Origin of the sequence: Geomonas sp. Red32 (genome assembly GCF_023652955.1) — a bacterium.
Lineage (GTDB): Bacteria > Desulfobacterota > Desulfuromonadia > Geobacterales > Geobacteraceae > Geomonas.
This window is the reverse complement of the sequence record NZ_JAKLOY010000003.1, coordinates 15,369-33,452: the sequence shown is the minus strand read 5'-3', so window position 1 is coordinate 33,452 and position 18,084 is coordinate 15,369. Positions and strand designations below refer to the sequence as shown.

At 61.1% G+C, this 18,084-nt stretch carries 29 protein-coding genes and 1 other RNA gene; 29 read left to right on the top strand and 1 reads right to left on the bottom strand.

Features of this window, described 5'->3' with window-relative positions; genetic code table 11:
• Positions 1-14: 14 nt before the first annotated feature.
• The 13 genes from L4X63_RS09460 (at position 15) to L4X63_RS09400 (ending at position 6,338) form a co-directional block, all read left to right on the top strand.
• Positions 15-2,282 (top strand): DNA-binding protein, encoded by a 2,268-nt coding sequence (locus tag L4X63_RS09460; RefSeq protein WP_250678382.1) that lies wholly within the window; start codon positions 15-17, stop codon positions 2,280-2,282.
• Positions 2,283-2,359: 77 nt separating this feature from the next.
• Positions 2,360-3,088: an AAA family ATPase gene (locus tag L4X63_RS09455; RefSeq protein ID WP_250678381.1), complete on the top strand. Its 729-nt coding sequence runs from the start codon at positions 2,360-2,362 to the stop codon at positions 3,086-3,088.
• The gene (locus tag L4X63_RS09450) at positions 3,088-3,678 is read left to right on the top strand and encodes a hypothetical protein (protein ID WP_250678380.1); all 591 of its coding nucleotides are present in this window, start codon (positions 3,088-3,090) and stop codon (positions 3,676-3,678) included. The genes L4X63_RS09455 and L4X63_RS09450 overlap by 1 nt, the downstream gene beginning before the upstream one ends.
• Complete coding sequence (locus L4X63_RS09445; RefSeq protein ID WP_250678379.1) at positions 3,675-3,977, top strand: hypothetical protein; 303 nt, start codon at positions 3,675-3,677, stop codon at positions 3,975-3,977. Before L4X63_RS09450 ends, L4X63_RS09445 begins: the two co-directional genes overlap by 4 nt.
• 26 nt (positions 3,978-4,003) lie before the next feature.
• On the top strand, positions 4,004-4,153 hold the full coding sequence (locus L4X63_RS09440) for a cupin domain-containing protein (protein ID WP_250678378.1): 150 nt from the start codon (positions 4,004-4,006) through the stop codon (positions 4,151-4,153).
• A gap of 126 nt (positions 4,154-4,279) precedes the next feature.
• Positions 4,280-4,597: a hypothetical protein gene (locus L4X63_RS09435; protein ID WP_250678377.1), complete on the top strand. Its 318-nt coding sequence runs from the start codon at positions 4,280-4,282 to the stop codon at positions 4,595-4,597.
• A 10-nt stretch (positions 4,598-4,607) separates the two neighbouring features.
• Positions 4,608-4,775, top strand: coding sequence for a hypothetical protein (locus L4X63_RS09430; RefSeq protein WP_250678376.1), 168 nt, complete (start codon positions 4,608-4,610; stop codon positions 4,773-4,775).
• 29 nt (positions 4,776-4,804) lie between these two features.
• Positions 4,805-5,425, top strand: coding sequence for a DUF3164 family protein (locus L4X63_RS09425; protein WP_250678375.1), 621 nt, complete (start codon positions 4,805-4,807; stop codon positions 5,423-5,425).
• 10 nt (positions 5,426-5,435) lie between these two features.
• On the top strand, positions 5,436-5,624 hold the full coding sequence (locus L4X63_RS09420; protein WP_250678374.1) for a hypothetical protein: 189 nt from the start codon (positions 5,436-5,438) through the stop codon (positions 5,622-5,624).
• Positions 5,624-5,839 carry a hypothetical protein gene (locus L4X63_RS09415; protein ID WP_250678373.1) on the top strand — a complete coding sequence of 72 codons (216 nt, stop codon included), beginning with the start codon at positions 5,624-5,626 and terminating at the stop codon, positions 5,837-5,839. The genes L4X63_RS09420 and L4X63_RS09415 overlap by 1 nt, the downstream gene beginning before the upstream one ends.
• 11 nt (positions 5,840-5,850) lie before the next feature.
• Positions 5,851-6,042 carry a DUF551 domain-containing protein gene (locus L4X63_RS09410; protein WP_250678372.1) on the top strand — a complete coding sequence of 64 codons (192 nt, stop codon included), beginning with the start codon at positions 5,851-5,853 and terminating at the stop codon, positions 6,040-6,042.
• An RNA gene (locus L4X63_RS09405) (hammerhead ribozyme type II) lies at positions 6,040-6,110 on the top strand. The genes L4X63_RS09410 and L4X63_RS09405 overlap by 3 nt, the downstream gene beginning before the upstream one ends.
• Before the next feature lie 9 nt (positions 6,111-6,119).
• Positions 6,120-6,338, top strand: a complete 219-nt coding sequence (locus tag L4X63_RS09400) for a hypothetical protein (protein ID WP_250678371.1) — start codon at positions 6,120-6,122, stop codon at positions 6,336-6,338.
• A 109-nt stretch (positions 6,339-6,447) separates the two neighbouring features.
• Here L4X63_RS09400 and L4X63_RS09395 read toward each other — a convergent pair whose 3' ends face one another.
• Positions 6,448-6,657 carry a hypothetical protein gene (locus L4X63_RS09395; protein WP_250678370.1) on the bottom strand — a complete coding sequence of 70 codons (210 nt, stop codon included), beginning with the start codon at positions 6,655-6,657 and terminating at the stop codon, positions 6,448-6,450.
• A 533-nt stretch (positions 6,658-7,190) separates the two neighbouring features.
• On the opposite strand from L4X63_RS09395, the gene L4X63_RS09390 reads away from it, so the two are divergent.
• The 16 genes from L4X63_RS09390 to L4X63_RS09315 all read left to right on the top strand — a co-directional run bounded on the left by L4X63_RS09390 (position 7,191) and on the right by L4X63_RS09315 (position 18,021).
• The gene (locus L4X63_RS09390; RefSeq protein WP_250678369.1) at positions 7,191-7,742 is read left to right on the top strand and encodes a hypothetical protein; all 552 of its coding nucleotides are present in this window, start codon (positions 7,191-7,193) and stop codon (positions 7,740-7,742) included.
• Complete coding sequence (locus tag L4X63_RS09385; RefSeq protein WP_250678368.1) at positions 7,732-7,941, top strand: helix-turn-helix domain-containing protein; 210 nt, start codon at positions 7,732-7,734, stop codon at positions 7,939-7,941. The genes L4X63_RS09390 and L4X63_RS09385 overlap by 11 nt, the downstream gene beginning before the upstream one ends.
• Positions 7,942-7,943: 2 nt before the next feature.
• Positions 7,944-8,453 carry a phage protein GemA/Gp16 family protein gene (locus L4X63_RS09380; protein WP_250678367.1) on the top strand — a complete coding sequence of 170 codons (510 nt, stop codon included), beginning with the start codon at positions 7,944-7,946 and terminating at the stop codon, positions 8,451-8,453.
• On the top strand, positions 8,453-9,022 hold the full coding sequence (locus tag L4X63_RS09375; RefSeq protein ID WP_250678366.1) for a Mor transcription activator family protein: 570 nt from the start codon (positions 8,453-8,455) through the stop codon (positions 9,020-9,022). Before L4X63_RS09380 ends, L4X63_RS09375 begins: the two co-directional genes overlap by 1 nt.
• Before the next feature lie 375 nt (positions 9,023-9,397).
• Positions 9,398-9,964, top strand: a complete 567-nt coding sequence (locus L4X63_RS09370; protein WP_250678365.1) for a hypothetical protein — start codon at positions 9,398-9,400, stop codon at positions 9,962-9,964.
• Complete coding sequence (locus L4X63_RS09365) at positions 9,961-10,473, top strand: hypothetical protein (protein ID WP_250678364.1); 513 nt, start codon at positions 9,961-9,963, stop codon at positions 10,471-10,473. The genes L4X63_RS09370 and L4X63_RS09365 overlap by 4 nt, the downstream gene beginning before the upstream one ends.
• Complete coding sequence (locus tag L4X63_RS09360; RefSeq protein ID WP_250678363.1) at positions 10,470-10,949, top strand: hypothetical protein; 480 nt, start codon at positions 10,470-10,472, stop codon at positions 10,947-10,949. Before L4X63_RS09365 ends, L4X63_RS09360 begins: the two co-directional genes overlap by 4 nt.
• A 1-nt stretch (position 10,950) precedes the next feature.
• Entirely contained in the window at positions 10,951-11,670 is a 720-nt protein-coding gene (locus tag L4X63_RS09355) for a hypothetical protein (RefSeq protein WP_250678362.1), read from the top strand.
• Positions 11,671-11,672: 2 nt separating this feature from the next.
• Positions 11,673-11,894: a TraR/DksA C4-type zinc finger protein gene (locus tag L4X63_RS09350; protein ID WP_250678361.1), complete on the top strand. Its 222-nt coding sequence runs from the start codon at positions 11,673-11,675 to the stop codon at positions 11,892-11,894.
• Positions 11,894-12,421 (top strand): hypothetical protein, encoded by a 528-nt coding sequence (locus L4X63_RS09345; protein WP_250678360.1) that lies wholly within the window; start codon positions 11,894-11,896, stop codon positions 12,419-12,421. Before L4X63_RS09350 ends, L4X63_RS09345 begins: the two co-directional genes overlap by 1 nt.
• Positions 12,418-12,717 (top strand): VpaChn25_0724 family phage protein, encoded by a 300-nt coding sequence (locus L4X63_RS09340; RefSeq protein WP_250678359.1) that lies wholly within the window; start codon positions 12,418-12,420, stop codon positions 12,715-12,717. The genes L4X63_RS09345 and L4X63_RS09340 overlap by 4 nt, the downstream gene beginning before the upstream one ends.
• Positions 12,718-12,721: 4 nt before the next feature.
• The gene (locus L4X63_RS09335) at positions 12,722-13,291 is read left to right on the top strand and encodes a DUF3486 family protein (RefSeq protein ID WP_250678358.1); all 570 of its coding nucleotides are present in this window, start codon (positions 12,722-12,724) and stop codon (positions 13,289-13,291) included.
• A complete protein-coding gene (locus L4X63_RS09330; RefSeq protein ID WP_250678357.1) occupies positions 13,288-14,844 on the top strand; it encodes a hypothetical protein in 1,557 nt (518 codons plus the stop codon). The genes L4X63_RS09335 and L4X63_RS09330 overlap by 4 nt, the downstream gene beginning before the upstream one ends.
• Positions 14,844-16,421, top strand: coding sequence for a DUF935 domain-containing protein (locus L4X63_RS09325; RefSeq protein ID WP_250678356.1), 1,578 nt, complete (start codon positions 14,844-14,846; stop codon positions 16,419-16,421). The genes L4X63_RS09330 and L4X63_RS09325 overlap by 1 nt, the downstream gene beginning before the upstream one ends.
• Positions 16,421-17,470 carry a phage head morphogenesis protein gene (locus L4X63_RS09320; protein WP_250678355.1) on the top strand — a complete coding sequence of 350 codons (1,050 nt, stop codon included), beginning with the start codon at positions 16,421-16,423 and terminating at the stop codon, positions 17,468-17,470. Before L4X63_RS09325 ends, L4X63_RS09320 begins: the two co-directional genes overlap by 1 nt.
• A complete protein-coding gene (locus L4X63_RS09315) occupies positions 17,470-18,021 on the top strand; it encodes a phage virion morphogenesis protein (RefSeq protein ID WP_250678354.1) in 552 nt (183 codons plus the stop codon). The genes L4X63_RS09320 and L4X63_RS09315 overlap by 1 nt, the downstream gene beginning before the upstream one ends.
• Positions 18,022-18,084: the final 63 nt, after the last annotated feature.

The window sequence follows — 18,084 nt, the reverse complement described above, 5'->3', positions numbered from 1 at the left end:
GGAGCCTACCGCCAATGACACCGACACAGTCCTACTTTACAGCAAACGAGCTGGCCGGTCTTCCCGGGATGCCAACCACCGAAGAGGGCGTTAGGGTGCGGGCCAGGAACCAGAAGTGGCTTGACCGTCCCCGTGCCGCCCGCGGCGGCGGCAAGGAGTACTTCATTGACTCCCTTCCGGAAGAAACCCGCACCGCCCTGGCCAAGGCCAACATCAAGGTGGGATATGAGCCCGTGGCCCAGGAGGTTGCCAAGCGCGCTCCCCTCGCCAAGCAGGTAGACCAGGCCGAGCAGCTGCGCCAGCAGGCGCGCGCCGAGTCCATGGTGCTCTTCAACCGCCTCCCGGAGGATCGCCAGCTGCAGGCCAAGGCGAAGCTGGCGATCATCAAGGCCAGCCAAAGCTTCATCACCGACCACCGGCTCCGCAAGATCGTCGGTCTGCAAGCCTTCTGCCATGACTACAACCTGGGCCGTGGCGACGTCGCCCCCTGGGTGCGCGAGCGGATCCCGTCCGTCCACGACACCACCCTGCGCAGCTGGATCAAGGACGAGTATGACCGCGGCAGCCTCGGCCTGGTCGACTGCTACGGCAACCGTAAAGACCAGTCCAAGATCGAGACCTGGAACCGGACCGTCCTCGAAGACGGCACCGTGAAGGCCCCCATGGCCGACACCATCGCCTCGCTCATTCTCAAGAACCCGGGCATCACCGAGAAGAAGTGCCACGAGACCATGCGCGCGCTTCTCCCGGGAGCCGTCGAGGTCAGCGTCAAATCAGTCCGCCGCTACATGGACAAATGGAAGGCTCAAAACGCCCATCTGCTCGCCCTGGCCGCCAATCCGGACGACTACAAGAACCGTTTCCAGCCCGCCTTCGGCAGCCGCAGCGAAGGGATCATCGGTCCCAATCAGCGTTGGGAGATCGACGCCACCCCCGCCGACCTGCTCCTGACCGACGGCCGCTACAAGATCATCGGCGTCTGCGACGTCGGGCCCCGCCGCCTCGCGCTCTACGTTACTAAAACCGAGCGCACCCGCGACAACGCCTACGCGCTGCGCCGCTGCTTCCTCGAATGGGGCGTCCCCTACCAGGGAGTGATCGTCACCGACCAGGGCTCTCCCTACGTCAACCCGCGCTTCGAGGCGCTGATGAACGACCTGGAGATCGACCAGCACGTTTGCCCCCCCTTCTCCGGCGACCATAAGCCCCATATCGAGCGTGCTTTCCGCACCTTCTCCCACGACCTGGTCGAACTGCTCCCGGGCTACTGCGGACACAACGTTGCCGAGCGCAAGGCGATCGAAGCACGCAAGAGCTTCGCGCAGCGCCTCCGGGATCCGGACGAGGTCATCGAGATGAGCATGAGCTCCCAGGACCTGCAGGCCTTCGCCGATCGCTGGTGTGCGAGCTACCACGACCGCAAACACGGCGAGCTTGGCCGCTCCCCGAACCAGGTCATGCAGTCCTGGCAGCCCCCTCTTCGCACGATCGCCGACGAGCGCGCCCTGGACGTTCTCCTCTACGAGCCGGTCCGCCCTGGCCAGCGCCTTCCGACTATCCAGAAGAAGGGGATCCGGGTCAACGGCCCCCACTACATCCACGCGCTCCTCGAGGAGCACATCGGCGAACCGTGCCGCGCCTTCCAGGACCCCGGTAACCTCGGGCGCATCATCGTCTACATCCAGAATCAGCACGGCGTCTGGGCGTTCCTCTGCATCGCCATCAACCCCGAGCTCGACGAGCAGGGCATCACCCGCGAAGAGGTCGCCCGGGCCGCCCGCGAGCTTCACAGCGAGCGCAAGAAGGAGATCGGCCGCCTGTTGAGAGAGGTCAAGAAGGAGATGAAAGGTGTCGACCTGGTCGACGCGGTGCTAAGCATGCGCGAGCAGGAAGCAGCCGCCGCCAAAGGCAACGTCACCCACCTCCCCCGCCCAACTGTCGACCACGTCAGCGCCGGGCTCACCGCGGCCGCCGAGGCCTTCGCCGCTCTGGCCGCCATGGAGGCCAAGCAGCCGGAAGAACCCCAGTTCACCGAGGAGGCCCTCGAGGCCGCCAGCCAGACCTGGTTCGAACTCAACGAGGCCCGGGAGAAGGAGAAGAAGGTGGTACCGCTCCCCACCGCCGCCCGGCCGATGTTTGCCACCGATCTGGACAAGTACCGCTGGCTCATGGCCAACCGGGTGCTGCAGCAGTTAGACGACGCGACCTGGATGGCCTGGTACGAGAGCACTACCGAGTACCAGCTGATGTTCGGCAATCAAGATGAGGAGCAGATCTACTAGGGAAAAGAAAAACCCGCCGATGTGGGGTCGGCGGGTCTCTCGGGCCAAGGCCCTTAACTACATGAAGGAGGCTCAAAGTGTACAGTAAGTTCGTCCGCACGTCAAACGTAGTGAATTTCTTGGCAGGTTTTTCCGCGCTGGAATCCCGTGGAGCAGCTGAGAGCTGCTTCCTCCTGGTCGCCGGCAAAGCAGGTAACGGTAAGACTTCGACTGCCAGGTGGTGGGGGCTCAACACCAACATCAATGCGGTCTACGTCCGCGCCACCGCCAGCATCAACTCGCACTGGATTCTCGCCGAAATCGTCCGCGAGCTCGGCCAGCATCCCGACCGCCGGATGGAGTATTGCTTTGCCCAGGCCCTGAAAGAGGTTGCCAAGGCCCGCCGCCCGCTGATTATTGACGAAGCTGAGCACTGCCTCGAAGACCCCAGGGTTCTGGAGAGTGTCCGCGATATTTCCGACCTCACCGAGGTCCCCGTCATCCTGGTCGGCTACGACCAGATACGCGCCAAGCTCAAGAAGTACGAGCAGCTCTCCTCCCGCGTCTCCGCCGTCGTCGACTTCAAGCCCCTCACCCTCGAGGACACCAGGACCTGCTGCAAGGAGCTTTGCGAGGTAGTCATCGCCGACGATCTCGTTGCCGCCATTCACCGCGACTCCGCCGGCCGCATCCGTCTGGTCAAAGAAGGCATCGCAAGCTGCGAGCGCCACGCGAAACGCAACTCCCGTCCCGAGGTATCGCTGGACGATATGCGCGGCCAGATCCTCATTCACGACTGGACCAAAGCACCCAAAGGGGGGCGGTAATGCCGTGGCCCGCTAACCAGATACTGCAGAGCCTGCTGGATCGAGCCGAACCCGCCAGCGCCCAGGAGATCGCAGCCAGAACCAACCTTTCCATCGACCAGGTCTGGAAATCGGCCGATACCCTGGTGGAAAACAAGCTTCTCACTCGTGCAGATCGCGGTAAGTACCTCATCACCGACGCCGGCCGCTCGGCGATCGCCGAGGGGAACGGCTGCATGCCCGGCCCCAAGGGCCCCACCGGCCCGGTTTGCCGCCGGCGTAACACGATACGGCAGCGCCTGTGGCTCGCGTTGCGTATCGAGCGAAAAGGGACCATCCAGGGAATCGTGTCCCTGATCCTGCAGGATGGCGAGGATGCAGCGCTCCTCACCACCAATGCCCAGAAGTACTTCAGCGCGCTCTGCAGGGCCAACTACCTGACCAGACTCCCCGGTAGATCGGAAGGTACAGCACCGACCTCCAACGGTTACGTCAGGTACCTCCTGGTGGAGAACACTGGCCCCAAGGCGCCCATGGTGCGCCGCCTCGAGCTCGCCTTGTACGACCCCAATACCGGCAAAAGCGTGCCGTTCACACGGGAGGCATCATGAGCAGAGAAGAGCAGCGAGCATTCTTCATGGCCCTCCTCGAGCGGGAACCGGCCGCCAACATTGCCCGTGAGACCGGCTACTCCGACGGCACCGTGTCTCAGGTGAAACACGGCAAGTACAAGGGGGACGAGACTGCATTTCTGTCCAAGGTCCTCCTGATCTACGGCCAGTGGAGCTGCGAGGCCCTGGACGCCACTGTCAGTTACAAGGAGTGCGCCGCCGAGCAGACCCGCCCCTACAGCGCCGGCCGAGTCCGCCAGTGGGCCATCTGCCAGCAGTGCGAAAGGAGGGCAGCGTGAGCATGTTCTGGAACTTGGGAGACCTGATGAGGGCATATGAAGCCGTCTTCGGAAAGATGCGGCAAAACGATGGTAACCGCCAGTTGCTTGCCATTCAAAAGCACTTTCCGGCCGCCACCACCATCACCGATCTGATCGAAGTCGAGCCGGGTAAGTACGAGGTAGCTAGGGCATGAAAGTCTCCATCTGGTGGATCATTGTCGCTATTTACGCCGGCCTCTTTGGCGGCATTTTCGTCACCTGCATGTGCATACATTTCAAACGGTCTGGAGAGACCGACCATCACGAGGAGGGTTAGCAGCATGTTTAGACGTGGTTTGAAACGGCTTTTAAACTGGCGCAAGAAAAACCTCAACCAGGAACGATCGCACCGCCTCTCCGACCACCGCATCGTCGATAACACGGTCAGGATGTTCCGCGAGCTGGCCGGGCAAAACCAGCCTCTGACCGGCTGTCCCCAGGAAGCTTCCCGGGAGAAAGCAACCAAGGGCCCCTCGGCGTCGGCCTACCAGGAAGAGATCGACGCCGAGCTCGACCGGATTTTCGACGGCCGCCCTCTCCGTGTGCAGCGCGGCGGCCGCCGGATCCTGATCTGTACCGCTCCTGGCGGTAACGGATAGGGGGGCCGCCATGAACCGCAAAGGCGAAGAGCCCGGACTGGGCCCCGAATGGTCCTGCGAAGACTACGGCAAGGAAGGGCACGACTACATGCGCTGCCCGGACTGCTGGTCTCAATTCGAAACTTTCATCGCGAACAGGGCCGCCCTGATCGCCACGGGGAACCTTCCCCTCGATTAGTACCCAATAAACCCTAAGGAGCAAGAATCATGGCAATGGCAGCAGTAGCAGTACCGGACGGATACAGGGCAAACAGCAAGGGGCACCTGGTTCCGGAGAACCAGATCGGGCAGGTTGACCTGATCATCGACGACTTCGTTTCCGAGCTTGCCGGGAAATGGATCGCCCAGAACGAAGGCCTCGCGAAATTTAAAGAGCAGACCTTCGGCGACTTCCACGCCTTGGTAGGCACCATCAACGACGAATACAAGGTCAAGCGTGGCGGGGAGAAGGGGAACGTCCAGCTCTTCAGCTACGACGGCCGCTACAAGGTGGTCTTCGCCGTCAACGACGTTGTCCGTTTCGGCCCCGAGCTGCAGGCCGCCCGGGAGAAGATCATCGAGTGCGTTCAGGGGTGGACCGACGGGGCCCGCCCGGAACTCCTGACCATCATCAACGAGGCATTCTCCACCGAAGGCAACGGCGGCATTATCGTCAGCCGTATCCTCCAGATCCGGCGCTACAAGATCGAGGATGAGGACTGGAAGCTCGCCATGCAGGCCCTGGACGATGCGTTGCGCGTCGTCGGCACCAAGCAGTACCTTCGCTTCTACGAGCGGAACCAGGCTGGCGGATACGACCCTATTCCTCTCGATATCGCAGCACTGTAGGGGGGAGACGATGGACATCAAGAAAGCGAAGCATAGCTTCAGGGATGCCAAAGGCAAACTTTACGTGGACTGCTCTGAATGCAGGAGAGGCGGAAACGGAATGGCCGCTGATAGGTGCTCCGCCGGATGGAAGGTGAAGCGCGGGAAAAAAGGCGGATGCTTCTTGGGAGAGCTTACCGTCGGCCTGGAGGTTCCCTGATGGCTCGCGGACAGCATTCTATCCAGCAGATTATCGACAACTGGAACTCCAGGTACCCCGTTGGTACCTCCGTCATCCTCAAGCGTGGTAACCAGGACTTCTACACCCAGACCACTAGCCTCGCCTACCTCAACACCAAGCATCCCTCAATGGTGGTTATCGATGTTGGCGGCCTTTCCGGTTGCTATGCATTGGACAAGGTGACGGCCATCTGAAGGAGGCAAACATGCCATGGATCTCGGTTAGCAAGGAACTTCCAGACTCAGAAACTACCGTTTTAATTAACTGCCCTGACGATGACGAGCCGGTGTGGTTCGGATGGTGGGATGGAGAAAACTGGTATGAGAACAACGGGGCAGCGCTGCCAGAGGGGTACGTTTCTCACTGGCAGCACTTTCCTGATCCCGCAACAAATTAGCGAAACGGCCATCCCTTGGGGTGGTCTTCATCTGGAGGTGGTGCTCCAGGTCTGATGAGCAGCCAAAGGAGATGACAGTGAAAGAGAAGCAGCTCAAGCCTCCCTTCTATCGGGTGACCGCCGAGTGCGGGAAGTGCGGCACCGTGCGTACCACCAGGAAGCCACACCGACTAGCAGGCCAACGTAACGACTGTGGCCACATCATTCCGCCGGAGCCAAGGGAGATCGTCTGCCCCACCCCTGGCTGCACCTGGCACGCCAAGGTCACCAGCACCGAGCTTGTGGAGAAAGTATGAGCGCCATCCGAACTATCACCCAGCCCTGCTACGTTGATGCCAAGCCGAATCCGGATCGCACCCCGGCGCCGGTTGACCAGGTTGCCGCCTTCATGGCCGCCAACCTATCTTACTGCCAGGCCCTCACCGCGCGGATCACCGCCGAGCAGTGCCAGAAGAACCGGCGCCGCAACCTGTGGTGGTGCTCCAAATGCGATTCCCCCTTGAGGTCGACGGCACCATTATCCCAACCGGCCACGGCTGTAAAGGCGCCGACCGCCAAGGCAAAGCAGAAAATGGGGTGGAAGGGAGATTGTGCCTGGTGCAAAAGAGTCGACATCACCCTGGCGGGCAAAGGTCTCTGTCCCCTGTGCAGGCAGGAAGCGATGGCCCTCGGCCTATGGCAGGCAAAAGAGCGAGGAGCCGTCTTTACCGCGGCTTCGGCCCCGATCTACGGGCCTCCCGCCCCCCCGGTTACCCCTGAGGTCTTTGGTGTCGATCTCGCCTCTGATCCTGATATGGCCGTCATCATTGAGGTCAGGTCAGGTCAGGTCAGGTCAGGTCAGGTCAGGTCAGGTCAGGTCAGGTCAGGTCAGGTCAGGTCAGGTCAGGTCAGGTCAGGTCAGGTCAGGTCAGGTCAGGTCATCGACGCCGGGCAGTGACCGGGATACCCTCCTGATCCTGCGGATAATGGCCCTGAGACACGGAAGTGAGGCAGCAAAGCAAGCGCTGAAGGAGAAACAATGGACTGCACGATTTTAGCCTGGAAGGCTCTAGCTCTTTTCCTACTCGGATTCATTATCGGTCAGCTCACTACCCTGTGGCTGGCTAAGAAATAGCTGACGGCTAACCCGCCCAGGAAGGAGGATTAAGATGGATGAACATGAGCAGCATTTACGGTCTCTTGCCACCAACGCCAGTAAACCAAATTACCAGATGATGGTTTGGAGCTCGGCGGCTTGGGCTGTTAAGGAGATCGAGAACCTTCGCGCCGATAACATCGCGCTCAAGAAAACGATCGAAGGCCTCCAGCGTGGTATCTACGCTGGCAACATTAAAGCCTTAAGGCGACATGAGGAAAACAAGCAGCTGAGGGAAAAGGTGGACAGGCTGAAGTCTGGGGCCGACCTTGTCGAATTCCTGCGGGAACAGCAATCGGCTTTCGCCGAAGACCTCGATAACGGACACGACCTTATCGCCTCCTTTGATGGTCATTTTGTCGCATGGGACGAGATCATTGACCAGTGCAAGCAGGGGCTTGAGGACGTTGGTTACAGCCAGAGTCCTGATGAACTGATAAGCCGACTGATAGACCAACGTGACCTTGCCGAAGACCGCGTTAAGGAATTAGAGAAGGAATTATCCCGAGTAAGAACACACGTCACGCCGGCTTTTTGTACCCATGAGGCACAAAATGACCGTTGAACAGCTGAAAAAAGCCCGCCGGGAGCTTGGTCTGAACCAGACCGAGATGGCCAACACCCTGAAGACCTCCCGGAGGACCTACCTCAATTGGGAGCTTGGCGTCCGGCGGATCCCCGGGGTCCTCGAGGTCGCCGTCGAGGGGCTCCTCTATAAAGACCGGCAGTTTATGGCCCGTGTGGGCCATTCAAAAGAGGTTTAACCATGGTTTCAAAGCCCTTTAAAAAGCAGCTCACCCCCGAGGAGGAGTGGGCGCGCGATCGCAGCCGGATCCACGTCCTGGTCGGCAAGGTCAAGAAAGTCAAGGCGGGGTACTCCGACGACAACTACCGCGACCTGGTCCTTGATGTCAGCCGCGGCCGCTGCGACTCCTCCAAGGAGCTGAAGCCCGCCGAACGCCGCACCCTGATCGACCGCCTCCAGGAGCTCGCCGGCGAGGAGCCGCGGCCGCAGAAAAAGCCCTGGACGAAGCAGAGCTACCCGAACCGCCCCAGGAACATGGACCATGGCGAGGAGCGCGCCGCCCAGCTCGGCAAGATCGAGGCTCTCCTCACCATCGGCAAGCTTCCCTGGAAATACGCCGACTCGATCGCCAAGCAGATGCGGCTGGCGGACAAGGTGCAGTGGGTGCCGACTGACAAGCTCCACTTCATCATCACCGCCCTCACCAAAAAGGCCCAGAAAGAAGGCTGGGACCTGAGCGGAGCACGATAATGAAGCTGGTCGACTGCTATCCGGAGCTGCTCCGGGACATCTACGACAAGATCGAGGACCTCCTGCAGGAGTCCCAGGCGCTCTCTCCGGATCTCGACATCGCCTGGGAGACCTGCGAGTGGATCCGCGAGCATTGGAGCGGCCGGTACCTGATCAGGACATGGTGGGGCCACGGCGATGCGGGGCCCCACGATAGCGAGAGCGCCGACCTTCCCGGCCTCGCCATCCAGGTCGACTCGCTGCGCACCGCCCGCGGCCGCGAGCTCCGCGACGTCATCATGGGGATCCTCTTCCGGATCTCCATAGGCCGCCCTTGCGACTTTGCCGTCGCGATCGCCGCCCTGGTCGAAGCAGAATGGTCGACCAAGAAGATTTACGTCCCGCTGGCACCCGAGGTCGACCGCGCCATCAAGGATCACGCTATTTGGCAAGACTTCACCGGATTTTCCGGCATCGAGCGCGTAGTGGCCAAACATCGAATCTGCCAGGCCGCCATCTACAATGCCTTCCGGCGGGTGCAGAAAGCCAAAAAAGAGCACGAAGAACCGCCCCTTCCCGGCCTCTTCTAGCACATCATCTTGACACGGCCTCGGCACTGCGCTATTAAGGGCCGATTACCATCAACAAAAGCCTCTCCAGACACCCCTGGAGGGGCTTTTTTATTTAAATCCGTGTAAATGACCCACCCTCCCCCCTCTGATACATTCCCTCCTGCATGTAGGTCTCCTGAACCGGCCGCCGGGGTTTTCTCCTTTACCCGGCGGCCACCCTTGCAACTCACCCCTACAAATTAACCCTTTTGAGAGGAGGTGGTCCCATGTCCGGTAACGGCACCTGCGGCGGCAAAGGCGGCGGCGGGAAGAAGTAGGTTTTGAAGCGGTAGGCAATGAAATCAAGGGCGCGGTTTTAGCCGCGCCCCATCTCCATTTTTCTGTGAGGTAAACATGGATCCCTACGTCGCAACGAAGAAGGCTTTGCTGGCCAACGAGCTCTCCAACAATCTCCGCGCCGCCTATCGCTTCAGCGATGCCAAGGGTGGCAACAGTGGCCTGTCCTTCGGCATTACCCAGCTCGACGTCTCCAACAACTCCGCCGCGGTGAAGTGCCTGGTCGAGTGCGGCTTTACCCCCAGCGAGATCGCCCAGCTCAAGAGCAAGAGCGGCGACCTTACCGCCCTTTCCGCCAAGCTCGCGGCGCATGCCACCGTGGTCGACAAATACGACCAGGCCCAGATCAAGGAATGCGTCGACCATGTCATGACCGTTGCCAAGTCCCGCGGCTTCACCTTCGCGAACGACGAGGCCATCGTGCATGCGGCCGACTATCACAACCAGTTCTTCATGTCCAACGGCGGCAAGATGGCCAACGCCCTGGTCAACCTGGGGCGCCCCGTGGTTTCCACCGACATCCTCAACGAGGCCCTGGCCACCCTCTGGGGCAAAAAAGAGCCGGGCGACGTGAAACGCCGCTACTCCAACATCGCCATGATCTTTGCGGAGCAGCAGGCGTGAGCGTCGACGAGCACATCGAGAAAATAACTCTGCATGACCTGGTCATCACCCCTGGGCACGTCGACCGCAAGGCAAGCGCCGAATTCGAGAAAAACGTCAAGCGCCTGAAGGAGGACGGCCATTACCGCTGCTGGCTGACCGGTTCCACCGACAACCTCCAGGTTCACCACTTCGGCGCCGAGTGGAGTCTGGCCGCCCTGGTCGACTTCGAAAAACTCAAGGAGTTCTGCGAGACCTTCGACCCCTACGGATACGGCCGTCTGTTGAAGAACCAGCCGATGACCGGCGTGGACGATATCCGCAATCTCCTGGTGCTCTCCCAGCAGGTCCATACCGGGGAGAACAAGGACGACGACAACGCCACCGGCATTCACAACCTGGTCTTCCCCATGTGGATCATGCAGGGACTTGCCAAGCCCGGCCTGATCCCTGTACCGCAGCCCGGAGAAACCATCACCGCCGCGATGGCCCGCATCGCCGGCGCAACCAAGCTCAAGGAGTCAGCATGAGAACCAAGATCATCCTCACCTTCTTTCTCCTCGTCGCCATCGTGACCATCGCCCTTTCGGGGTTTTACGTCAGCGCCATGGCCGACGACTCCCCGCCTCCCGCCTCCTCCACCACGATCGTGGCTACCGCCCCCACCCCGGCAGCCGTGACGGCTCCGGCGGTGGCCACGATTCCCGCCCAGGTGGTGACTACCCAGGCAGTGCCGCAGATCGTTCCCCAGTTTCCGGCCATGCCCAGCACCTTGAACTTCATGACGGTGCTGACCTTCATCTTCGCCGCGATCGGGTGGTTCGTTGCCTTCACCTCCGAAATCATGCCGCTTCTGCCCGGCCGCTGGCAAGGCTGGCTTCACGGTTTCCTCACCGTCTTCGGCGCCATCACCCAGGATCCCGGTTCCAAGGAGATAACGGTCAGAGTGGAGAAACTAGAGGCCGGCTTCCAGGAGCTCAAGGCCGGGGCCGGTACGGGAGCCTGACATGGAGACCGGCGTCAACAAGTGGGCCTGGCTCTGGGCGGTGATCGCCATCGCAGCGATCTCCGCCCTCGGATACCTCTACGCCCATCCGAAGGTCACTACCTTCACCAAGATCGATACCCAATACCGTACGGTGCCCGAGATCCATACGGTGACACAGGTAAAGAAGGTCTACGTTCCCGTAAAACAGGTGGCGGTCCTGGACAAGACCGAGGTGGCCAAGCAGCTCGACATGCCATGGCTCACCGCCCCGGCGCCTGAGCAGCCCATTCCGGTTGCCGCAGTAGGCGACCAACTGCCCCCGTCGGAAGTCTCCTCGGTACCGACCAACGACCGGGCGCAGGGTGATCCTGCGGACATGCCACCGGTGCCGGACGATCCCCAGGACCTTCAGGTGACCACCACCGCGGACATTCCGGAGTGTCCCAACGGCGCCGAGGCGGTCACGTTGCTCGACACCAAAACCGGCCAGAGCACCATGATCGTCAAGCAGAAAACCTCCCCCTGGTTTGAGTTCGAGAACGGCCTCGTGGCCGGGTTGCGCTACGGACTCAACACCAAGGGAGGTCAAAGCCTCACCCCCTACGCAGGCGTCGAATTCCTGCGCATCAAGGACTTCCATGTCCTTGGCTACGGCGAGGTCAACAACGACCTGGAGGGGCAGTTCTTCAAGAGCATCGACGGAAAGGTCCAGCTCGACATTCAGTACCGGAGGCCCTAACCGTGGCCGACGAAATGGACCGCACCCAGCAGATCAACGAGGACTTCCAGTCGTTTGCCCTGGACCAGAACCTGCGCGGCCGCGAGGTCCAAAACTCGGCCGCCATCATTTGCATCAACTGCGAAGAAGAAATCCCGGAGGACCGCCGCAAGGCGGTCCCCGGCTGCCTCCGCTGCGTTACCTGCCAGGAGGAATACGAACTACTTGAGCACTGGAGACACTGATGGAATACGCCAAGTGGCACCTCATTATCAGCACAGCCCTTTCCGTGGCGGCCATCGTCCATTCCTGGTGGAACACCCGGGAGCGCGTGATTAAGGCAAGGTTTGCCGCCTTCGAAAAACAGAAGGTGGAGGCGGAGCAGAAAGAACTGGCCGCCGCCAAGGCCGAGCGGGAAAAACTCACGGCCACCATCGGGACTCTGGGTGAAAAGGTGGCCATGCTGGCCGCCAGGGTGGAAAACCTGCCGAACAGCTCCTGTTCAAAGCACGCGGAGCTAGCGGCCCGACAGGAAGGGCAGGCCAAGGATTTCATCTCCTACCAGCTCCTTTTAACCCGCGTTGAAACGGACCTTAAACACCTTCCCACCGTTCGTGACATCGAGGCGCTCTACAAGAAGATGGATCTCTTCAGAGAGCAGGTAGCCAACCTGCAGAGCGAGGTCAGCGAGATAGCCGGCGCAATGCCGAGCCTCACCAACGTTACCGCCATGATGAACAATTACCTTCTGGATCACGGAGTGAAGCAATGAGCAACTGGGCAAATGTAATCAGTTCGAACCTTAGGCTTATCCTGGTGCGAGCCCTCGAGCAGTCGCCCGGATACGAGCTCAACGAGTCCATCCTGCACACGGTGGTCACCCGCTTTGGCCACAACGTGAGCCGCGACGTTATCAAAACCGAGTTGACCTGGTTGAAGGAGCAGGGGCTGCTGACCCTCGAAGAAGTCATGGGGTACTACGTCGCCACCCTGACCCAGCGTGGCATCGACGTAGCCAACGGCCGCTCCACCGTCCCCGGCGTCGACCGCCCAAGCCCGCGGAGCTGACCCAATGCCCAAGCCGTCCACCATCGAGCAGCTGCCGCCCGACATCAAGAACCGCCTGCAGGAACTCCTCCAGGATCCGCGCGTTTCCCAGCTGGAGCTCACAGCCCATATCAACGAGCTGCTTGAGGCCGGTGGCCACGACGAACGGGTGAGCAAGAGCGCCGTCAACCGGTACGCGCTCCGGATGGCGGACGTCGGCGAGAAACTCCGCCAGTCCCGGGACGTCGCCGACATGTTCATCTCCAAGGTCGGCGCCGCTCCCCAGGGGCAAATGGGGCTTTTGATCAACGAGATACTCAGGACGCTGGCCTTCGACCTCACCCTGAAGATCCAGGACGCCGACCTCTCCGACCCGGAAACACTGGCGAGCACCATCGACCAGGTCAAGGCCCTTGCCCTCGCCACCCAGCGCCTCGAGCAGGGGGCGATGATCAACATCAAGCGAGAATCCGAGATCCGGAGACAAGCACTGGAGGACGCGGCCAAGAGAGCGGCAGAGGTCGCTAAGAAGGGCGGCATCTCCGCCGACACCATCAGCAGCATCCGCCGCGAAATCCTGGGGATCTCCGCATGATCGATCCCGTCATTCCGAATACCGCGAGCTCCGCGGCGCCTCCTCCGGTCTTTCTCCCCTACCAGCAAAAGTGGGTGGCCGACGACTCCCAGCTGAAGGTGATAGAGAAAAGCCGGCGTACCGGCCTCACCTGGGCGGAAGCTGCCGACGACGTGCTGATCGCCGCCGCCGAAAAGGCCGCCGGCGGGATGAACGTCTACTACATCGGCTACAACCAGGACATGGCCATCGAGTTTATCGAGGCGGTGGGCATGTGGGCCAAGGCGTTCAACAAGATCGCCACCGAAGTGGAAGAGGGGCTGTGGCTTGAGGATTCCGAGGACAAGCACATCAAAACTTACACCATCAAGTTCCCCGAGTCGGGGCACAGGGTGGTGGCACTCTCCTCCCGCCCGGCCAACCTGCGCGGCAAGCAGGGGGTGGTGGTAATCGACGAGGCCGCTTTCCATGAAAAGCTTGACGAGCTCCTGAAGGCGGCCATGGCCCTCCTGATCTGGGGTGGCAAGGTCCGCGTGATCAGCACCCATGACGGCGAGGACAACCCCTTCAACGAGCTGATCCAGGAAATCCGCTCGGCCAAACGCAAGGGGAGCGTCCAGCGGGTCGAGTTCAAGGAGGCCGTAGATCAGGGGCTTTACCAGCGGGTTTGCCTTCGACTCGGAAAGGAATGGACGGCCAAGGAGCAGGAGTCCTGGATGCAGGGAGTCTACTCCTTCTACGGCCAGGCCGCCGATGAGGAACTCGATGTTATCCCCTCCCAGGGGAGCGGTGTCTACCTTTCCCGGGCCGTCATCGAGCGCTGCATGCGCCCCGACATACCGGTACTCAGATGGGAGTGCTCCAACGATTTTGCCCTTCTGCCCGACCACATCAGGCAGGCCGAGGCCCTCGACTGGTGCAAGGAGCAACTACTTCCTCAGCTTATCAAGCTCGACCCGAAAAGAGCCCACTTCCTCGGCGAGGACTTCGGCCGCACCGGTGACTTAACCGTGCTCTTTCCGTTGACCCAGCTGGCCGACTTGCGGTACCGGGTCCCCTTTTGTGTGGAGCTTCGCAACGTACCCTTCCGGGAGCAGGAGCTGATCCTCTTCTACATTCTGGACCGGCTGCCGCGCTTCTCCGGAGCAAAACTTGACGGACGGGGCAACGGTCAGTACCTAGCCGAGCGCGCCGTCCAGAAGTACGGCAGCCTGGTGGAGGCCGTCATGCTCTCCGAGTCCTGGTACCGGGAGGAAATGCCGCGCTTCAAGCAGTTCTTCGACGACGGGATCCTCGACCTTCCCCAGGACGCCGACCACGTCGACGACTACCGGGCGGTGAAGATGATCAAAGGCGTTGCCAAGGTTCCCGACACCGACCGCACCAAAGGCTCTGATGGAGGTAAACGTCACGGCGACGCCGCAATCGGCCTGGCCATGGCGGTCTCCGCCACCCGGATGGACGTCTACACCTACGATTACGAGGCGGTGAGAACGAAAGACAAGAACGGCGACGATCTCCCCCGCGACATTCGCTGCACTGCCGGCTTCGGCCGCATTTCAGGAGCCTGGTAATGGCAGAGATCACCCTTTACGACGCCTACAATAAGCCGGTCCAGAAGGCCCAGCTCACCCAGGAGCTGGCAGCTCCCACCCTTACCGGCCTCCGGACTATCTGGAGCGATGCAGTCTCCATGGGGCTCACCCCGGCCTCCCTTACCGCCATTCTTCAGAACGCCGCGACCGGCTACGGCTACGAGCAGCTAGCTCTGGCCGAGGAGATGGAGGAAAAGGATCTCCACTACGCCGCCCAACTGGGGACCCGAAAACGGGCCGTGGTTCAGCTTCCGGTTTCCATCGAGCCCGGCGATGACCAGGACGCCAAAAGCAAGGAGATCGCCGAGGAGTTCAACGAGACGGTGATTAAGAACGCGTTTTTCCGGGTGCTCCTCGAGGACCAAATGGATGCCCTTGGCAAAGGCTACAGCGTCTCGGAAATCATGTGGGACCGCGGCGCCAAATGGAATCCCCGCGAGTTCAAGTGGCGCGACCCCAAATTTTTCCAGTTTGACATCGTGACCAGGGCGGAGATTCGGCTGCGCGACATCAAGGACCCCGCCTTTGGTATCCCGCTCGAGCCTTACAAGTTCATCGTCCACTACCCGCGCATCAAATGCGGCATTCCGCTGCGCGGCGGCCTCGCCCGGTTGGTGGCCTGGAGCTTCCTTTTCAAGAACTACACGGTCAAGGACTGGATCCAGTTCATTGAGATTTTTGGAATGCCGCTGCGCCTTGGCCGCTACGACCTGGCCGCGACTCCCGAGGACCAGCAGAAGCTGAAAATGGCCGTCGCCAACATTGCCTCCGACGCCGCCGCCATCCTCCCGAAGAACATGGAGATCGAGTTCGTCGATGCCATGAAAACCGCCGGAGGCGAGCGGCTCTTCGCCAGTGCCGCCGAGTGGCTTGACAAGCAGGTGTCCAAGGCAATCCTCGGCCAGACCATGACCGCCGACGACGGGTCCTCACAAAGCCAGGCGTTGGTCCACGACGAGGTCAGGAACGATATCCGGGACTCCGACGCCATCCAGCTGGCCGACACTCTTAACCGCGACCTAGTCAGGCCCTGGGTGGATCTCAACTTTGGCCCCCAGGAACATTACCCCCGGATCGTCTTTGTCACCGCGGAACCGGATGACGGCGTCAAAAAAAGCGAGCGGGACGGAAACCTCTCGAAGAACTGCGGCATCAGGTTCAGCCCCGCCTACTTCGAGCGCGAATACGGTTTCCAGCAGGGCGACATCGTTTCGGTGGGCCTCCCCGCTCAGGAAACTGACGCCGCCGAAGCGGCCTCAGGAGTCGCGGTTAAACCCGCGCCGAAAGGCGAGGCGATGAACCGGGAAACCGGCGACGGCGCCAACCGGACCGAGCAGCTTCTGAGGGACAAGCTGGCCAATGTGGCGGATCCCAGCGTCACCTCCTTCGTTGAGCTTCTCCGGAGAGCCGCCGACGAAGCAAACGCCCTCGAGGAGCTCGCCGACACCATCGCTGACGCCTTCCCCGAAATGAGCACCGAAAGCCTTGCCCAGGTGATCGCCGAAGAGTTGCTCCGCTCGCGCATGGCCGGCAGGATTGACGCGGAGAACGGCTAGTGAACAAGAGCGAGTTCGACGCCGTTTTTAAGCTCCCCTTTGCCGAGGCCGGCAGCTTCTTCCGGGACAAGCTCAACATCCCGACCGCGGCCTGGCACGACATGATGGACGACCAGCACGCAAAGGGGTTCATGGTGGCTGGAGCCTATAAGGCCGACCTCCTGGCCGACTTCCGGAGCGCGGTGCAGAAGTCGATCGACGGCCAGCTTTCACTCAAGCAATTCAGGGAGCAGTTCGACCAGATCGTGGCCAAGCACGGGTGGAGCTACAACGGCGGCCGGAACTGGCGCAGTGAACTGATATGGGACACCAACATCACCTCCGCCTACCAAGCCGGGCGGTGGCAGCAGTTCGAGGCATCCGGAACCGAGTACCTGACATATGTCCACGCCGACGGTGTGGCCCATCCCCGCCCTCTGCATGTCTCCTGGAGCGGGACCACGCTGCCGATCACCGACCCTTGGTGGGACTCCCACTATCCCCCCTGCGCCTGGCACTGCCACTGCCGGGCGGTCCGGGCCGACCGCTCCGACTTTGCCGAGGCTGCCAAGGGGGGGAAAGGAACAGCGCCACAGGACGGCACCAAGGAGTGGACCAATAAGGTTACCGGGGAGACCAAGGACTATCCCAACGGCATCGATCCGGGCTTTGGCTACAACGTCGGTAAGGCGGCCGGGCGGGATTACCGGGTGCTTTCGGACAAGTTCGACACGCTTCCCCGGGACATCTCGCGGGCCTGGATGAAAGAGCACCTGGGCGGCCCCGCATTTGCCCGGTTCGCCCGTGGGCGGATCGAAGGGGAATTCCCGGTGGCGGTACTGACCGAGGAAGCCCAAAAAGCGCTCTCCTTGGACCGGCAGACGATCTGGATTGATCGCTCCCGGCTCGATGAAACCATGGGGATCGAGGATTACCGGATGATCACCCGGATCGTCAACGAAGGAAGGAGAGGGAAGAGTATTCAGTTCAAATGGGACCATGAGGGGCTTCAATACCACTTACGGCTCAAAGGGAACCGTGTCGAGTCCTTCCGGAAGGCAAAAAGCTAATGGGCGAAACCTTCAAGGCCACCATCGACGACCGCGAAGTACAGCGCGCCTTCCAGGCTCTGCTTCATGTTACTGGCCACAGCCGCCCCATCATGGAAGAGATCGGTCAGGCCTACGAGCGGAGGGTCCTGGAAAACTTTGCCAAGGAAAGCGATCCGGAGGGGCACAGGTGGCAAAGGCTTTCGGCGGCCACTCTGCTGATCCGGCTCGGGAAGGGAAAACGCACCAAGAAAAGCGGCTACCTTTCCAAGGCAGGTACCAAATACCTCACTGCCAAGATGATCCTGCAGGAGAAGAAACATCTTCTGCAGGCGATCCACTACCAGGCCAACGACGTGTCCGTGACGATCGGAGTCGGCGCCCATATTCCTTACGCCGCCATTCACCAGTTTGGCGGCATGACCGGACGAGGGCTCAAGACAAAGATCCCCCCCCGCCCCTACCTGGCCATGAACGAAGGAGAGGGAATGCGGCTCGCCGATAGGGACCGGGAGATGATCCTTCAGATTCTTTATCTGAGGATCTCCGATACCGCGGAGGGAAGGCGGTAGTTTGAGCTCCAAATTTGCCCTGTAGCCGTTTTGGGGATGGGGTTGGTCGACCAGGAGGCTGGC

Coding starts and splice junctions, on each gene's coding strand:
- L4X63_RS09435 (WP_250678377.1), top strand. CDS start 4,280: ATGTTTAGACGTGGTTTGAAACGGCTTTTAAACTGGCGCAAGAAAAAC.
- L4X63_RS09380 (WP_250678367.1), top strand. CDS start 7,944: ATGGTTTCAAAGCCCTTTAAAAAGCAGCTCACCCCCGAGGAGGAGTGG.
- L4X63_RS09460 (WP_250678382.1), top strand. CDS start 15: ATGACACCGACACAGTCCTACTTTACAGCAAACGAGCTGGCCGGTCTT.
- L4X63_RS09385 (WP_250678368.1), top strand. CDS start 7,732: ATGACCGTTGAACAGCTGAAAAAAGCCCGCCGGGAGCTTGGTCTGAAC.
- L4X63_RS09375 (WP_250678366.1), top strand. CDS start 8,453: ATGAAGCTGGTCGACTGCTATCCGGAGCTGCTCCGGGACATCTACGAC.
- L4X63_RS09360 (WP_250678363.1), top strand. CDS start 10,470: ATGAGAACCAAGATCATCCTCACCTTCTTTCTCCTCGTCGCCATCGTG.
- L4X63_RS09425 (WP_250678375.1), top strand. CDS start 4,805: ATGGCAATGGCAGCAGTAGCAGTACCGGACGGATACAGGGCAAACAGC.
- L4X63_RS09335 (WP_250678358.1), top strand. CDS start 12,722: ATGCCCAAGCCGTCCACCATCGAGCAGCTGCCGCCCGACATCAAGAAC.
- L4X63_RS09340 (WP_250678359.1), top strand. CDS start 12,418: ATGAGCAACTGGGCAAATGTAATCAGTTCGAACCTTAGGCTTATCCTG.
- L4X63_RS09420 (WP_250678374.1), top strand. CDS start 5,436: ATGGACATCAAGAAAGCGAAGCATAGCTTCAGGGATGCCAAAGGCAAA.
- L4X63_RS09370 (WP_250678365.1), top strand. CDS start 9,398: ATGGATCCCTACGTCGCAACGAAGAAGGCTTTGCTGGCCAACGAGCTC.
- L4X63_RS09395 (WP_250678370.1), bottom strand. CDS start 6,657: ATGTCGACTCTTTTGCACCAGGCACAATCTCCCTTCCACCCCATTTTC.
- L4X63_RS09345 (WP_250678360.1), top strand. CDS start 11,894: ATGGAATACGCCAAGTGGCACCTCATTATCAGCACAGCCCTTTCCGTG.
- L4X63_RS09445 (WP_250678379.1), top strand. CDS start 3,675: ATGAGCAGAGAAGAGCAGCGAGCATTCTTCATGGCCCTCCTCGAGCGG.
- L4X63_RS09450 (WP_250678380.1), top strand. CDS start 3,088: ATGCCGTGGCCCGCTAACCAGATACTGCAGAGCCTGCTGGATCGAGCC.
- L4X63_RS09355 (WP_250678362.1), top strand. CDS start 10,951: ATGGAGACCGGCGTCAACAAGTGGGCCTGGCTCTGGGCGGTGATCGCC.
- L4X63_RS09440 (WP_250678378.1), top strand. CDS start 4,004: ATGAGGGCATATGAAGCCGTCTTCGGAAAGATGCGGCAAAACGATGGT.
- L4X63_RS09315 (WP_250678354.1), top strand. CDS start 17,470: ATGGGCGAAACCTTCAAGGCCACCATCGACGACCGCGAAGTACAGCGC.
- L4X63_RS09330 (WP_250678357.1), top strand. CDS start 13,288: ATGATCGATCCCGTCATTCCGAATACCGCGAGCTCCGCGGCGCCTCCT.
- L4X63_RS09410 (WP_250678372.1), top strand. CDS start 5,851: ATGCCATGGATCTCGGTTAGCAAGGAACTTCCAGACTCAGAAACTACC.
- L4X63_RS09430 (WP_250678376.1), top strand. CDS start 4,608: ATGAACCGCAAAGGCGAAGAGCCCGGACTGGGCCCCGAATGGTCCTGC.
- L4X63_RS09415 (WP_250678373.1), top strand. CDS start 5,624: ATGGCTCGCGGACAGCATTCTATCCAGCAGATTATCGACAACTGGAAC.
- L4X63_RS09390 (WP_250678369.1), top strand. CDS start 7,191: ATGGATGAACATGAGCAGCATTTACGGTCTCTTGCCACCAACGCCAGT.
- L4X63_RS09325 (WP_250678356.1), top strand. CDS start 14,844: ATGGCAGAGATCACCCTTTACGACGCCTACAATAAGCCGGTCCAGAAG.